This window comes from Streptomyces sp. NPDC005262 (assembly GCF_042872425.1).
In the GTDB taxonomy this organism is placed as follows: domain Bacteria; phylum Actinomycetota; class Actinomycetes; order Streptomycetales; family Streptomycetaceae; genus Streptomyces.
Genome location: NZ_JBIAKK010000001.1, coordinates 1 through 13,228 on the forward strand (window position 1 = coordinate 1; position 13,228 = coordinate 13,228).

Here is a 13,228-nt window from a genome sequence, read left to right on the forward strand (position 1 = left end):
TTCGGAAACTCAACCGTGTCGAACCAGTTGACGCCCCGGAACCTCGGGTGGCCGGGGGCGTCACCGGACTTGATCCGCCGGAAGAACGCCTGGAAGGCCTTGTCGAGACGCCGCAGGGTGGCCTGCTGACTGGAGAACGACCAGCGGCCCTGACGATCCGGATCGAAGGCACGGATGTCCTTCAGCTGAGCGGACTGCATCCCGTACTTGACCGAGGTCTTCGAGAGGTGCCGGTAGGCGTCACGGCGCTCCTGCAAGGCTCCGTTGTAGAGCGAGCAGTGATCCCGCAACATCTCGGCGAGGTCTTGGGCCTGGCCCACGGTGGGCCTCATGAGGAACTTGTACGCGCGGATCATCAGCCCACCCCCCTTTTCGGCCGGGCTCGGAGATCAACTTACCATGTGTCAGATTTGGTGGATGTCACCGCGCTGGGAACCGGATCCCGATATCCTTCGAGGAAACCATGTCATCTACAACCTGCACGTCCACTTGGTGTTTGTCACCAAGTACCGCCGTGGCGTCTTCGATGACGAGATACTGACGCGCTGCGAAGCGATCATGCGGGACGTGTGCCGATCCTTCGAGGCCGAGCTTCGCGAGTTCAACGGGGAGGGCGACCACGTCCACCTGCTCGTGCACTACCCGCCGAAGGTTGCCCTTTCCAAGCTGGTGAACAGTCTCAAGGGCGTCAGCTCCCGGTATCTGCGGGCCGAGTACACCGGCCGGATCAACCGGATCGGCACGGGGTCCGTCCTCTGGTCGCCCTCGTACTTCGCGGGCTCCTGCGGGGGCGCACCGTCGAGCATCGTCAAGGAGTACATCGAGAACCAGAAACGCCCGGTCTAGCGCTTCGCGCCAGTCCTCGCAGGGAACTCCGCCGCTTCGCGGCTTCGGGCCCAAGATCGCATTCCCGCCCGGCCTGAAGGCCGGGATTCCCTGCGAAGATCAGGGGATGGAATCCGCCCCCGTCCGGCTGGGGGAGCCGGACGGGGGCGGGATCTGTGGCGGGGTGCGGGTGTGCCGCACCCCGGAGGGCGTCAGCCCTGATGGGGGTAGGTGTAGTCGGTCGGCGGGACCAGCGTCTCCTTGATGGCGCGGGTCAGCGTCCAGCGCTGCAGGTTCTGCGGGGCGCCCGCCTTGTCGTTCGTACCCGAGGCACGGCCGCCGCCGAAGGGCTGCTGGCCGACGACGGCACCGGTCGACTTGTCGTTGATGTAGAAGTTGCCCGCGGCGTAGCGGAGCTTCTCCATCGTGTACGCGGCCGCGGCACGGTCGCCCGAGATGACCGAGCCGGTCAGCGCGTAGTCGGAGACCGACTCCATCTGCTCCAGCATCTCGTCGTACTTGTCGTCCTCGTACACGTGGACCGCGAGGATCGGGCCGAAGTACTCGGTCGTGAAGACCTCGTTGGCCGGGTCGGCGCACTCGATGACCGTCGGACGGACGAAGTAGCCGACCGAGTCGTCGTACGTGCCACCCGCGACGACGGTGCAGGACGCGTCGGCCTCGGCCCGGTCGATCGCTGCCTTGTTCTTGGCGAACGCGCGCTCGTCGATGACGGCGCCGATGAAGTTCGACAGATCCGTGACGTCACCCATGGTGATGGAGTCGACCTCGGCCGCGAACTCCTCCTTGAAGCCGGAGTTCCAGATGGAGGCCGGGACGTACGCCCGGGAGGAGGCCGAGCACTTCTGGCCCTGGAACTCGAAGGAGCCACGGGTCAGCGCGGTCTTCAGGACGGCGCGGTCGGCGCTGGGGTGCGCGACGACGAAGTCCTTGCCGCCGGTCTCGCCGACCAGACGCGGGTACGTGCGGTAGTTGGCGATGTTGTTGCCGACCGTCTTCCACAGGTGCTGGAAGGTCGGGGTCGAGCCGGTGAAGTGGATACCGGCCAGGTCGCGGTGGTTCAGGGCGACCTCGGAGACGGCGATGCCGTCGCCGGTCACCAGGTTGATGACGCCCTTGGGCAGGCCGGCCTCCTCCAGGAGCTGCATCAGCAGCACGGCGGAGTGGGTCTGCGTCGGGGAGGGCTTCCACACCACGACGTTGCCCATGAGAGCGGGGGCGGTGGGCAGGTTGCCCGCGATGGCCGTGAAGTTGAACGGCGTGATCGCGTAGACGAAGCCCTCCAGCGGGCGGTGGTCCATGCGGTTCCACACACCCGGGGAGTTGGCCGGGGGCTGCTCGGCCAGGATCTGGCGCGCGTAGTGCACGTTGAAGCGCCAGAAGTCGACGAGCTCGCACGGGGTGTCGATCTCGGCCTGCTGGGCGGTCTTCGACTGGCCGAGCATGGTCGAGGCGGCCAGCGTCTCGCGCCAGGGGCCCGACAGCAGCTCGGCGGCGCGCAGGATGATCGCGGCGCGGTCGTCGAACGACATCGCACGCCACGCCGGGGCGGCGTCGAGGGCGGCGTCGATCGCGTCCCGGGCGTCCTGCTCGGTGGCGCCGGCGAACGTACCGATGACGGCCTTGTGGTTGTGCGGCTGTACGACGTCGAAACGCTCGCCGCCACCCATCCGCTTCTCGCCGCCGATGGTCATCGGCAGGTCGATCGGGTTCTCGGCGAGCTCCTTGAGCTTCGCCTCCAGACGGGCGCGCTCCGGGGAACCCGGGGCGTAGGAGTGGACCGGCTCGTTGACCGGCGCGGGGACCTGGGTCACAGCGTCCATGAGTGCCTTGTCTCCTTGCTTCAGCGGGGTGGGGGCAGCGGGGCGGGCGGGTCAGCCCTTGGTGAGGATGGAGCGGGCGAAGAACAGCAGGTTGGCCGGCTTCTCCGCGAGGCGGCGCATGAAGTAGCCGTACCAGTCGGTGCCGTACGCGGTGTAGACACGCATCCGGTGGCCCTCGGCCGCGAGCCGGATGTGCTCGTCGCTGCGGATCCCGTAGAGCATCTGGAACTCGTACTCGTCCAGTTTGCGCCCGGCCTTGCGGGCGAGCTCCTGCGCGATGGCGATGAGCCTCGGGTCGTGGGACCCGATCATCGGGTAGCCCTCGCCCTCCATGAGGGTCTTCAGGATGCGGACGTACGCCTTGTCGATCTCGGCCTTGTCCTGGTACGCCACGGAGGCGGGCTCCTTGTAGGCGCCCTTCACGATGCGGACGCGGCTGCCCGCGGCGGCGAGGCGGCGGGCGTCGTCCTCGGTGCGGAACAGGTAGGCCTGGATGACACAGCCGGTCTGCGGGAAGTCCTTCCGCAGCTCCTCGTGGATGGCGAACATCGAGTCGAGGGTGGTGTGGTCCTCGGCGTCCAGGGTGACCGTGGTGCCGATCACGGCGGCGGCCTCGACGACCGGGCGGACGTTGGCGAGCGCCATCTCGTGGCCGCCCTCCAGCGCCTGGCCGAACATCGAAAGCTTGATGGACATCTCGGCCCTGGTGCCCAGGCCGAGGTCCTTCAGGCGGTCCATCAGCTCCAGGTACGCGTCGCGCGCGGCGGTGGCCTGCTCGGGCGTCGTGATGTCCTCGCCGACGACGTCGAGGGTGACCTCGAGGCCCTTCCCGGTGGCGTCCTTGATGATCGGGACGACCTGCTCGACCGTCTCGCCGGCGATGAACCGGTCGACGACCTGCTTGGTCCCCGGAGCGGCCGAAATGAAACGGCGCATCTTGTCACTGCGCGACGCAGCGAGGATCACGGGAGCCAGCACGGGGCACCTCCAACGGAAAGTTATGAACGAGGCCGTACCGGCAGGAACTGAATCAGACCGGTACAGCACGGAGAACCACCGTGAAATCTAAGGATCCCTCCGATCCTGTGCCATCGACAGCTGTCACGCATCCATGTCCTGGATCTCAGACATATGTCTGAAGGGGTGGGAGAATGGTCGGGTGAAGGGCGATTACCAGGAGCTGGTCGACGAGATCTCCGCGCTGCTCGGCGCCCCCGCGACACTGGAGAACCGGGACTTCGGCCTGGTCGCCTTCGGGGCGCACGACAGCGACGACGACACGGCGATGGACCCGGTCCGCACCCGGTCGATCCTCACCCGTCGCTCCACGCCCGCGGTCCGCGCCTGGTTCGAGGGCTTCGGCATCGCCCGCGCAACCGGCCCGGTCCGTATCCCCGCCGCTCCGGAGGCCGGGGTGTTCCGCGGCCGGATCTGCCTGCCGGTACGCCATCGGGGCGTCGTGCTCGGCTACGTGTGGCTGCTCGACGCGGATCCCGGGCCGACCGACGGACAGCTGACCGCGGCGATGGAGGTGGCGGCCAGGATCGGGGCGCTGCTCTCCGACGAGGCGCGGGCCGGCGCGGATCTGTCCCGGGAGTTCGGAGCGGTGCTGACGGCCGGCCGGGGCTGGCAGCGCGACATGGCGGTCGCCGCGCTGCGGGAGGCGCTGGGCCCGGACGCGGACGGGCTGCACACGGTGGTCTGTGTGACCCCGTGGCCGGACGAGACCCCGTCGGCCCGTACGGTGCCGTCCGCGGCGGCGCTGTCCACGATCCCGTCGCCGGCGGGGGCGGGCACCCTGTCGCTGGCCGCGCTGATCCGGCTGCGCTCCCCCGACGTACTGGACCCGGCGACAGCGGCGGCGGACCGGCTGCGCACCACCGCGGGACGGACCGCCACGGCCGGGGTCGCGGTCCCGCGCCGGGGCCTGCCGGAGCTGGCCGCGGCGTGGCACGAGGCCTCGGCGGCGGCCCGCGCGGCGGCCGCGGAATCGCGCTTCGGCCCGGTCGCCGACTGGTCGGCCATCGGCCCCTACCGCCTGCTGACCGCACTCCCCCCGACGGCGGACACCACTCCGGACCCCGCGGTGCGCCCCCTGCTCACCCCACCGCACACGGACCTGGCCCGCACCGCCGAGGTGTTCCTCGACTGCGCGGGCCAGGCGAGCCGCACGGCGGCCCAACTCGGCATCCACCGCCAGACGCTGTACTACCGGCTGTCCCGGGTCGAGCAGCTCACCGGTCTGGATCTCAACGACGGCGAGGACCGGCTGCTGCTGCACCTGGCCCTGAAGAGGGCGCGGCTCTGAGGGCTGGACATCCTCGGCGGACACCCCCTGGGGCGAGACCGGAGAGCGCCGCCGTTCAGCGGGCCACCCGCTCGTCCGTGCCGGCCACCTTCGCGGTGCTCAGAGCGATGCGGTTCCAGGTGTTGATGGTGAAGATCAGGGCCAGCAGCCCGGCCAGCTCGGGCTCGTCGAAGTGGGCCGCCGCGCGGGCGTAGACGTCGTCCGGGACGCCGCCGCGGGAGACCAGGGTGACGGCCTCGGTGAGCGCGAGTGCCGCCCGTTCCTTCTCCGTGAAGAAGTGAGCGGCCTCCGGCCAGACGGCGACCATGTGCAGCCGCTCCTCGCTCTCACCCGCTTTGCGGGCGTCCTTGGTGTGCATGTGCAGGCAGTACGCGCACCCGTTGAGCTGGGAGGACCGGATCTGGACCAGTTCGACGAGCGAAGGGTCCAGGACCTGCCGCGCGGCGGCGTCGAAGCCGATGAGGGCCTTGAACGCCTTCGGGGCGGCCTTGGCGAAGTCGACTCGGGCGGTTCGGGTGACTGCTTCGGTGTTCGTCATGACCACTACGCTACGGAGCAGGGCGACCTCACGTAGGGTGCATTCCGATGTCGGAATCATGGGTCAATTCGGCGGAGCGGATCGGCAGTGACCTGCTGCTGGAGCTGGCGGGTCCGGGCAGTCGCCGGGCCGTTCTCATCCGCGCGCTGCGAGACGCGGTCCGGGCGGGACGACTGCCGCCCGGCACCCGGCTGCCGCCCTACCGTTCGCTCGCCGCCGACCTCGGCCTGGCCCGTAACACCGTCGCCGACGCCTACGCCGAACTGGTCGCCGAAGGCTGGCTGACCGCCCGTCAGGGGTCCGGCACCCAGGTCGCGCACCGCGCCGCTGCCGCCGCCCCCGCCCGGATCCCGAAGAAGGCGCCGTCCCGCCCGGCCCCGCCCGTGCACAACCTTCGTCAAGGGCAGCCGGACGCCGCGTCCTTCCCCCGTACCGCATGGCTCGCGGCCTCCCGCCGCGCAGTGAACGCCGCGCCGAACGACGCCTTCGGCCCCGGTGACCCACAGGGCCGCATCGAGCTGCGCCGCGCGTTGTCCGGCTATCTGGCACGCGTCCGCGGGGTGCACTGCTCCCCCGAACGGATCGTGATCTGCTCCGGCTTCGCGCACGCCCTCCGGCTGCTGTTCGGCGGCGGCGTGCTGCGCGGCCCGCTGGCGGTGGAGTCGTACGGGCTCGGTTTCCACCGTTCGCTGCTGGCCGCCGCCGGGGTCCGTACGGTCCCGCTGGCGCTCGACGAACACGGGGCCCGCATCGGCGAGTTGACCGGACTGCCGGGCGTACGGAGTGTGCTGCTCACCCCGGCCCACCAGTTCCCGACGGGCGGTCCGCTGCACCCGGAGCGGCGTGCGGCCGTGGTCGACTGGGCCCGTACCCGTGGCGGTCTGGTCCTGGAGGACGACTACGACGGGGAGTTCCGTTACGACCGCGAACCGGTGGGTGCCGTCCAGGGCCTCGGACCCGACCGGGTCGTCCACCTCGGCTCGGTCAGCAAGAGCCTGTCCCCCGCCATTCGCCTGGGCTGGATGGTGCTGCCCGAGCACCTCGTCGGTGCCGTGCTGGCAGCCAAGGGGGAACGCGAGGGCTGGGCGAGCGTCCTGGACCAGCTCGCGCTCGCCGACTTCGTCGAATCCGGCCATTACGACCGGCACATCCGCCGGATGCGGCAGCGCTACCGGCACCGCCGTGACCAGCTGGTCGCCGCCCTGGCCGCGCACGCCCCGCACATCACGCCCACCGGCATCGCCGCCGGACTGCACGCCGTACTGCGGCTGCCGCCCGGCACCGAACGCTCCACCGTCAAGGCCGCCGCCTGGCAGGGCCTCGGCCTGGACCCGCTCGCCGACTTCCGTCATCCGGCCGCCACCATGCCCGCCGAGGACGGCCTGGTCGTGGGCTATGCGACGCCACCGGACCATGCCTACGGCGCGGCCCTGGAGGCGTTGTGCCGGGCCCTGCCACCGCCCGGCGACTGACCGGAGCACCTCTCAGCCCGTCCGGCGATGGAGGACTCCCGCGGCCCCGTGATTGCCTACGACACCCGTCCCTCGAGCACCGCCTTCAGCCCATCCGTCAGGTCCTGCGCCGACGGCGCCGAGTCGCGGTCGATCATCCACTGCACCATCACGCCTGCCAGCAGCGCCTGGCAGAACAGCCCGGCGACCCGCGCCCGTTCAGGGTCGCTCTCCGGGTCGATGCCCAGCATGTTCTCGGCGAGTCCGTTCCGGCCTTCGCGCTGCGGGCCCGCCAGGGCCTTCTGCAGCTCGGGGTCGGAGTCGACCCGGGACACGACCTCCATCTGGAGCTGCCAGACGGCACGTGTCCGTTCGTAGCTGCCGATCACCCGTTCCCAGACGTCGCGGAACTGGTCGAGAGGCGCCTCGGGGGGACCGTCGCCGCGCCCGGCCTCCGGCTGCTTGGTGAGCAGCTCACCCCACTCCTCCGTCACCTTGAGGAAGGCGAGATTGAGCAGGGCCTCCTTCGAGCCGTAGTGGTAACCGATGGAGGCGAGGTTGGTACCGGAGGCCGCGACGATGTCGCGAGCCGTCGTCCGGGCGTACCCCTTCTCCAGCAGGCAGCGCTTGGCGCCTTCGAGCAGATCCTCACGGTGTCCCATGAAAAGCAGCGTACCCGGCATGCAGACGTTTGTGTAAGACGCACGTCTACATGCCGGGTACGCCGGCCTGCACGGAATCCGCGATCAGTCGGTGAGGTTCACCGAGCGGGCCGAGGCAGCGCCGATCTCCTCGGCGATCTCGCTCAGGACCGCTGCCGGGACGTCGTCGTCGACGGTGAGGACGACCAGCGCCTCGCCGCCCGCGGCCGCCCGCGAGACCTGCATGCCGGCGATGTTGAGACCGGCCTCGCCGAGAATCTTGCCGACCGCGCCGACGACACCGGGACGGTCCTCGTACCGCAGGACGACCATGTGGTCGGCGAGCGCCAGGTCCACATCGTGCTCACCGATCGCGACGATCTTCTGAAGGTGCTTGGGCCCGGCCAGCGTGCCGGAGACCGCGACCTCCTCGCCGCTCGCCAGCGTGCCGCGGACCGTCACCACGTTGCGGTGGTCCGGCGACTCGGAGCTCGTGGTGAGGCGAACCTCGACACCGCGCTCCTGCGCGAAGAGCGGGGCGTTGACGTAGGACACCGTCTCGTCGACGACGTCCTCGAAGACGCCCTTCAGCGCGGAGAGTTCGAGCACCTTGACGTCGTGCTGGGTGATCTCGCCGTACACCTCGACGTCGAGGCGGGCCGCGACCTCGCCCGCGAGTGCGGTGAAGATCCGGCCGAGCTTCTCGGCGAGCGGCAGGCCGGGACGTACGTCCTCGGCGATGACGCCGCCTTGTACGTTGACCGCATCCGGCACGAGTTCACCGGCGAGCGCGAGGCGGACGGACTTGGCGACCGCGATGCCCGCCTTCTCCTGCGCCTCGTCGGTGGAGGCGCCGAGGTGCGGGGTGCAGACGACCTGGTCGAACTGGAACAGCGGGGAGTCCGTGCAGGGCTCCTTCGCGTACACGTCGAGACCGGCGCCGGCGACACGGCCCTCCTTGAGGGCGGAGGCGAGCGCCTCCTCGTCGACGATGCCACCGCGCGCGGCATTGACGATCCGCACCGAGGGCTTCACCTTGTGCAGCGCCTCGTCGCCGATCAGGCCGAGCGTCTCGGGGGTCTTCGGCAGGTGCACGGTGATGAAGTCGGAGACTTCCAGGAGCTCGTCCAGCGTGAGGAGCTTGACGCCCATCTGCGCGGCGCGGGCCGGCTGCACATAGGGGTCGTACGCGACGATCTTCATGCCGAAAGCCGACATGCGCTGCGCGACCAGCACGCCGATACGGCCGAGGCCGACGACACCGAGCGTCTTCTCGCTCAGCTCGACGCCGGTGTACTTGGACCGCTTCCACTCGCCGTTCTTGAGGGCGGTGTTGGCCTGCGGGATGTTGCGTGCGGTGGCGACGAGCAGACCGCAGGCCAGCTCGGCGGCGGTGACGATGTTGGACGTCGGGGCGTTGACGACCATCACGCCGGCCTTGGTGGCCGCGGACACGTCGACGTTGTCCAGACCGACGCCCGCGCGGGCGACGACCTTCAGCTTCTTCGCGGCGGCGACGGCCTCGGCATCGACCTTGGTGGCGGAGCGCACCAGGATGGCGTCGACATCGGCGATCGCGGGGAGGAGTTCGGCGCGGTCCGCGCCGTTGCAGTGCCGGATGTCGAAATCCGGTCCCAGGGCGTCAACCGTGGCAGGCGACAGCTCTTCAGCGATGAGTACGACAGGTTTCGAGCTCACGTGAGTCCTCACAAGTCCAGTGCGGACGGCCGTCCCGACGGCCGCAGGCGGTGGAGGGGCTTGCCGCGTGGAAGACGCACGACACTGTGGGCCTGACGCGTGTATGTGTGGAGAAGTGTAGTCATGCGCGAGGGCGCATTCTGCGCCCCGATGGAAGGATCACCCACATGGGGCTGGACGACTTGTACACACGTACGGCGCCGCCTTCTTCCAGCGGTGATGCGGGGGATGCGCCGCGGGGCGGGTCCGAAGACCCGCCCCGCGGCTGAGAACTTACGCGTCCTCGTCGTTCACCCAGCTCATGAGCTTGCGCAGCTCACGGCCGGTGGTCTCCAGCAGGTGGTCGCTGTCGGCCTTCTTGTACTCGTTGTACTTGGGCAGACCGTTGTGGTACTCAGCCATCCAGTTCTTGGCGAAGGTGCCGTCCTGGATCTCGGCGAGGACCTTCTTCATCTCGGCCTTGGTGGCGTCCGTGATGATCCGCGGGCCGGTCACGTAGTCGCCCCACTCGGCGGTCTCCGAGATCGACCAGCGCATCTTCTCCAGGCCGCCCTCGTACATCAGGTCGACGATGAGCTTCAGCTCGTGGAGGCACTCGAAGTAGGCGATCTCCGGCTGGTAACCGGCCTCGGTCAGGGTCTCGAAACCGGCCTTGACCAGAGCGGCGGTGCCACCGCAGAGGACGGCCTGCTCACCGAACAGGTCGGTCTCGGTCTCCTCGGTGAAGGTCGTCTTGATGACGCCGGCGCGGGTGCCACCGATGCCCTTCGCGTACGACAGGGCGAGCGCCAGGCCGTTGCCCGAGGCGTCCTGCTCGACGGCCACGATGCACGGAACGCCGCGACCCTCCTCGTACTGACGGCGGACCAGGTGACCCGGGCCCTTCGGGGCGACCATGCAGACGTCGACGTTGGCCGGCGGCTTGATGAAGTCGAACCGGATGTTCAGGCCGTGACCGAAGAACAGCGCGTCGCCGTCCTTGAGGTTGTCCTTGATGGACTCCTCGTAGACCTGGGCCTGGATCGGGTCCGGGACGAGGATCATGATGACGTCGGCCTCGGCGGCGGCCTCCGCCGGGGTCACCACGCGCAGGCCCTGCTCCTCGGCCTTGGCCTTGGACTTGGAGCCCTCGTGCAGACCGACACGGACGTCGACACCCGAGTCACGCAGCGACAGCGCGTGGGCGTGGCCCTGGCTGCCGTAGCCGATGACCGCGACCTTGCGGCCCTGGATGATGGACAGGTCGGCATCGTCGTCGTAGAACAGCTCGGCCACTGGGTCTTCTCCTTGGTGTGCAGGTGTTGCGTCCCACCGTACGGCGGGGTGCGTCAATTACGTTTTCGGGTCTCGCCATACGAGCGGCGAGAGGGGTGGCGACTAGGCCGTACGGTCGAGGGCGCGCAGCGAACGGTCGGTGATCGAGCGCGCGCCGCGCCCTATGGCGATGGTGCCGGACTGGACGAGCTCCTTGATGCCGTACTGCTCCAGCATCTTGAGCATGGCTTCCAGCTTGTCGGCGCCGCCGGTCGCCTCGATCGTGACGGCGTCCGGGGAGACGTCCACGGTCTTGGCACGGAACAGCTTGACGATCTCGACGATCTGGGAGCGGGTCTCGTTGTCTGCGCGGACCTTCACCAGGACGAGCTCACGCTGGATCGCAGCGGACGGCTCGAGTTCGACGATCTTCAGTACGTTGACCAGCTTGTTGAGCTGCTTGGTCACCTGCTCGAGGGGCAGTTCCTCGACACCCACGACGATGGTGATGCGCGAGATGTCGGGGTGCTCGGTGGTACCGACCGCGAGCGAGTCGATGTTGAAGCCGCGTCGGGAGAACAGGGCCGTGATCCGGGCGAGGACACCGGGCTTGTTCTCGACCAGGACGGAGAGCGTGTGCTTGGTGGACATGGAGTCGGTCTCTCTCTGTCTCTCAGTCGTCTTCGTTGTCGCCGAAGTCGGGGCGGACGCCACGGGCGGCCATGACCTCGTCGTTGGAGGTACCGGCGGCGACCATCGGCCACACCATGGCGTCCTCGTGGACGATGAAGTCGATCACGACCGGGCGGTCGTTGATCGCGTTGGCCTCCGCGATGACCTTGTCCAGATCGGCCGGGTCCTCACAGCGGATCGCGTAGCAGCCCATCGCCTCGGACAGCTTGACGAAGTCCGGGACGCGGGTGCCCTTCGCCGGGGCGCCCTCGGTGTCGGCGCCGGAGTGCAGCACCGTGTGGGAGTAGCGCTGGTTGTAGAACAGCGTCTGCCACTGACGGACCATCCCGAGCGCGCCGTTGTTGATGATCGCGACCTTGATCGGGATGTTGTTGAGCGCGCAGGTGGTGAGTTCCTGATTGGTCATCTGGAAGCAGCCGTCGCCGTCGATCGCCCAGACCGTACGGTCCGGCATGCCGGCCTTGGCGCCCATGGCGGCCGGGACCGCGTAACCCATCGTTCCGGCGCCGCCGGAGTTCAGCCAGGTGGCGGGCTGCTCGTACTGGATGAAGTGCGAGGCCCACATCTGGTGCTGGCCGACGCCCGCCGCGAAGATCGTGTTCTCGGGGGCGAGCTCGCCGATGCGCTGGATGACCTGCTGCGGGGAGAGGCTGCCGTCCTCGGGGAGGTCGTAGCCGACCGGGTAGGTGTCTCGCCAGCGGTTGAGGTCCTTCCACCAGGCGGAGTAGTCGCCGGTGTGTCCCTCGGTGTGCTCGGCCTGGACGGCCTGGACGAGGTCGGCGATGACCTCGCGGGCGTCACCGACGATCGGCACGTCGGCAGTGCGGTTCTTGCCGATCTCCGCCGGGTCGATGTCGGCGTGGACGATCTTGGCGTACGGGGCGAAGCTGTCCAGCTTGCCGGTGACGCGGTCGTCGAAGCGGGCTCCGAGGGCGACGATCAGGTCGGCCTTCTGCAGCGCGGTGACGGCGGTGACCGAACCGTGCATGCCCGGCATTCCCACGTGCAGCGGGTGGCTGTCGGGGAACGAACCGAGCGCCATCAGGGTGGTGGTGACGGGCGCTCCGGTGAGCTCGGCGAGGACCTTCAGCTCGGCGGTCGCCCCGGCCTTCATGACGCCGCCGCCGACGTACAGCACCGGCCGCTTGGCCTGGGTGATGAGCTTGGCGGCCTCACGGATCTGCCTGGCGTGCGGCTTGGTGACCGGACGGTAGCCGGGCAGGTCCTGGGTCGGCGGCCAGCTGAACGTGGTCTGCGCCTGCAGGGCGTCCTTGGCGATGTCGACGAGGACGGGGCCCGGACGGCCGGTGGAGGCGATGTGGAAGGCCTCGGCGATCGTGTGCGGGATGTCCTCGGCCCGGGTGACCAGGAAGTTGTGCTTGGTGACCGGCATCGTGATGCCGCAGATGTCGGCTTCCTGGAACGCGTCCGTGCCGATCGCCTTGGAGGCGACCTGGCCGGTGATCGCGACCAGCGGGACGGAGTCCATGTGCGCGTCGGCGATCGGCGTGACCAGGTTGGTGGCGCCCGGACCGGAGGTGGCCATGCAGACACCGACCTTGCCGGTGGCCTGCGCGTAGCCGGTGGCGGCGTGTCCGGCACCCTGCTCGTGACGGACCAGCACATGACGGACCCGGGTGGAGTCCATCATCGGGTCGTACGCCGGAAGGATGGCGCCGCCGGGAATGCCGAATACCGTGTCGGCCCCCACCTCCTCAAGAGACCGGATGAGGGACTGCGCACCCGTGACGTGCTCAACGGTGGCGGAGGACGATCCGCCGTTACGGGCCCGCGGCTGGGGATGATGGGCCCCGGTGGCCTGCTCGGTCATCGGCATTCTCTTCTCGAAGCTGAGGGTTTTTGCGGGGTTTTGAGGTGTGCCAGTGCAACAAAAAACCCCTCGTGCCGTGAGGCAAGCGAGGGGAGCGCGCCGGTGCGGTCTGCGGAGTGCCAACAAGGGACTCTGCTTCAGCCGA

Annotated in this window: 12 protein-coding genes; 3 read left to right on the forward strand and 9 right to left on the reverse strand. The window is 69.1% G+C overall.

Features of this window, described 5'->3' with window-relative positions:
- On the reverse strand, positions 1 to 356 hold a 356-nt coding region (locus ACFYP5_RS00005; RefSeq protein ID WP_389028414.1), incomplete at its 3' end, for a helix-turn-helix domain-containing protein.
- A gap of 61 nt (positions 357 to 417) precedes the next feature.
- Here ACFYP5_RS00005 and tnpA point away from each other — a divergent pair.
- Entirely contained in the window at positions 418 to 846 is a 429-nt protein-coding gene (tnpA, locus tag ACFYP5_RS00010) for an IS200/IS605 family transposase (protein ID WP_389028416.1), read from the forward strand.
- A 191-nt stretch (positions 847 to 1,037) separates the two neighbouring features.
- Here the strand turns inward: tnpA and pruA are convergent, their stop codons facing one another.
- Entirely contained in the window at positions 1,038 to 2,669 is a 1,632-nt protein-coding gene (gene pruA / locus ACFYP5_RS00015) for an L-glutamate gamma-semialdehyde dehydrogenase (protein ID WP_376252080.1), read from the reverse strand.
- Between the two features lie 51 nt (positions 2,670 to 2,720).
- The gene (locus tag ACFYP5_RS00020; RefSeq protein ID WP_389028418.1) at positions 2,721 to 3,647 is read right to left on the reverse strand and encodes a proline dehydrogenase family protein; all 927 of its coding nucleotides are present in this window, start codon (positions 3,645 to 3,647) and stop codon (positions 2,721 to 2,723) included.
- Between the two features lie 181 nt (positions 3,648 to 3,828).
- Here ACFYP5_RS00020 and ACFYP5_RS00025 point away from each other — a divergent pair, with 181 nt between their 5' ends.
- Positions 3,829 to 4,977 carry a PucR family transcriptional regulator gene (locus ACFYP5_RS00025; protein ID WP_389028421.1) on the forward strand — a complete coding sequence of 383 codons (1,149 nt, stop codon included), beginning with the start codon at positions 3,829 to 3,831 and terminating at the stop codon, positions 4,975 to 4,977.
- Between the two features lie 55 nt (positions 4,978 to 5,032).
- On the opposite strand, the gene ACFYP5_RS00030 is transcribed toward ACFYP5_RS00025, so the two are convergent.
- Positions 5,033 to 5,515 carry a carboxymuconolactone decarboxylase family protein gene (locus ACFYP5_RS00030; RefSeq protein ID WP_389028424.1) on the reverse strand — a complete coding sequence of 161 codons (483 nt, stop codon included), beginning with the start codon at positions 5,513 to 5,515 and terminating at the stop codon, positions 5,033 to 5,035.
- A gap of 47 nt (positions 5,516 to 5,562) precedes the next feature.
- Between ACFYP5_RS00030 and ACFYP5_RS00035 the strand changes: the two genes are divergently transcribed.
- Positions 5,563 to 6,987, forward strand: coding sequence for a PLP-dependent aminotransferase family protein (locus ACFYP5_RS00035; RefSeq protein ID WP_389028427.1), 1,425 nt, complete (start codon positions 5,563 to 5,565; stop codon positions 6,985 to 6,987).
- 56 nt (positions 6,988 to 7,043) lie between these two features.
- Here the strand turns inward: ACFYP5_RS00035 and ACFYP5_RS00040 are convergent, their stop codons facing one another.
- From ACFYP5_RS00040 to ACFYP5_RS00060, 5 genes are all read right to left on the reverse strand, one after another.
- Positions 7,044 to 7,628, reverse strand: coding sequence for a TetR/AcrR family transcriptional regulator (locus ACFYP5_RS00040; protein ID WP_389028430.1), 585 nt, complete (start codon positions 7,626 to 7,628; stop codon positions 7,044 to 7,046).
- A gap of 84 nt (positions 7,629 to 7,712) precedes the next feature.
- The gene (gene serA / locus ACFYP5_RS00045) at positions 7,713 to 9,305 is read right to left on the reverse strand and encodes a phosphoglycerate dehydrogenase (RefSeq protein ID WP_030971280.1); all 1,593 of its coding nucleotides are present in this window, start codon (positions 9,303 to 9,305) and stop codon (positions 7,713 to 7,715) included.
- Positions 9,306 to 9,578: 273 nt separating this feature from the next.
- Positions 9,579 to 10,580, reverse strand: a complete 1,002-nt coding sequence (gene ilvC / locus ACFYP5_RS00050; RefSeq protein ID WP_093772369.1) for a ketol-acid reductoisomerase — start codon at positions 10,578 to 10,580, stop codon at positions 9,579 to 9,581.
- A 102-nt stretch (positions 10,581 to 10,682) separates the two neighbouring features.
- Positions 10,683 to 11,210 carry an acetolactate synthase small subunit gene (gene ilvN / locus ACFYP5_RS00055; RefSeq protein WP_389028434.1) on the reverse strand — a complete coding sequence of 176 codons (528 nt, stop codon included), beginning with the start codon at positions 11,208 to 11,210 and terminating at the stop codon, positions 10,683 to 10,685.
- Between the two features lie 22 nt (positions 11,211 to 11,232).
- Positions 11,233 to 13,089, reverse strand: coding sequence for an acetolactate synthase large subunit (locus ACFYP5_RS00060; protein WP_389028436.1), 1,857 nt, complete (start codon positions 13,087 to 13,089; stop codon positions 11,233 to 11,235).
- Positions 13,090 to 13,228 lie beyond the last annotated feature (139 nt).

Coding starts and splice junctions, on each gene's coding strand:
- ACFYP5_RS00060 (WP_389028436.1), bottom strand. CDS start 13,089: ATGCCGATGACCGAGCAGGCCACCGGGGCCCATCATCCCCAGCCGCGG.
- ACFYP5_RS00035 (WP_389028427.1), top strand. CDS start 5,563: ATGTCGGAATCATGGGTCAATTCGGCGGAGCGGATCGGCAGTGACCTG.
- ACFYP5_RS00040 (WP_389028430.1), bottom strand. CDS start 7,628: ATGGGACACCGTGAGGATCTGCTCGAAGGCGCCAAGCGCTGCCTGCTG.
- ACFYP5_RS00030 (WP_389028424.1), bottom strand. CDS start 5,515: ATGACGAACACCGAAGCAGTCACCCGAACCGCCCGAGTCGACTTCGCC.
- tnpA (WP_389028416.1), top strand. CDS start 418: ATGTCACCGCGCTGGGAACCGGATCCCGATATCCTTCGAGGAAACCAT.
- pruA (WP_376252080.1), bottom strand. CDS start 2,669: ATGGACGCTGTGACCCAGGTCCCCGCGCCGGTCAACGAGCCGGTCCAC.
- ilvN (WP_389028434.1), bottom strand. CDS start 11,210: ATGTCCACCAAGCACACGCTCTCCGTCCTGGTCGAGAACAAGCCCGGT.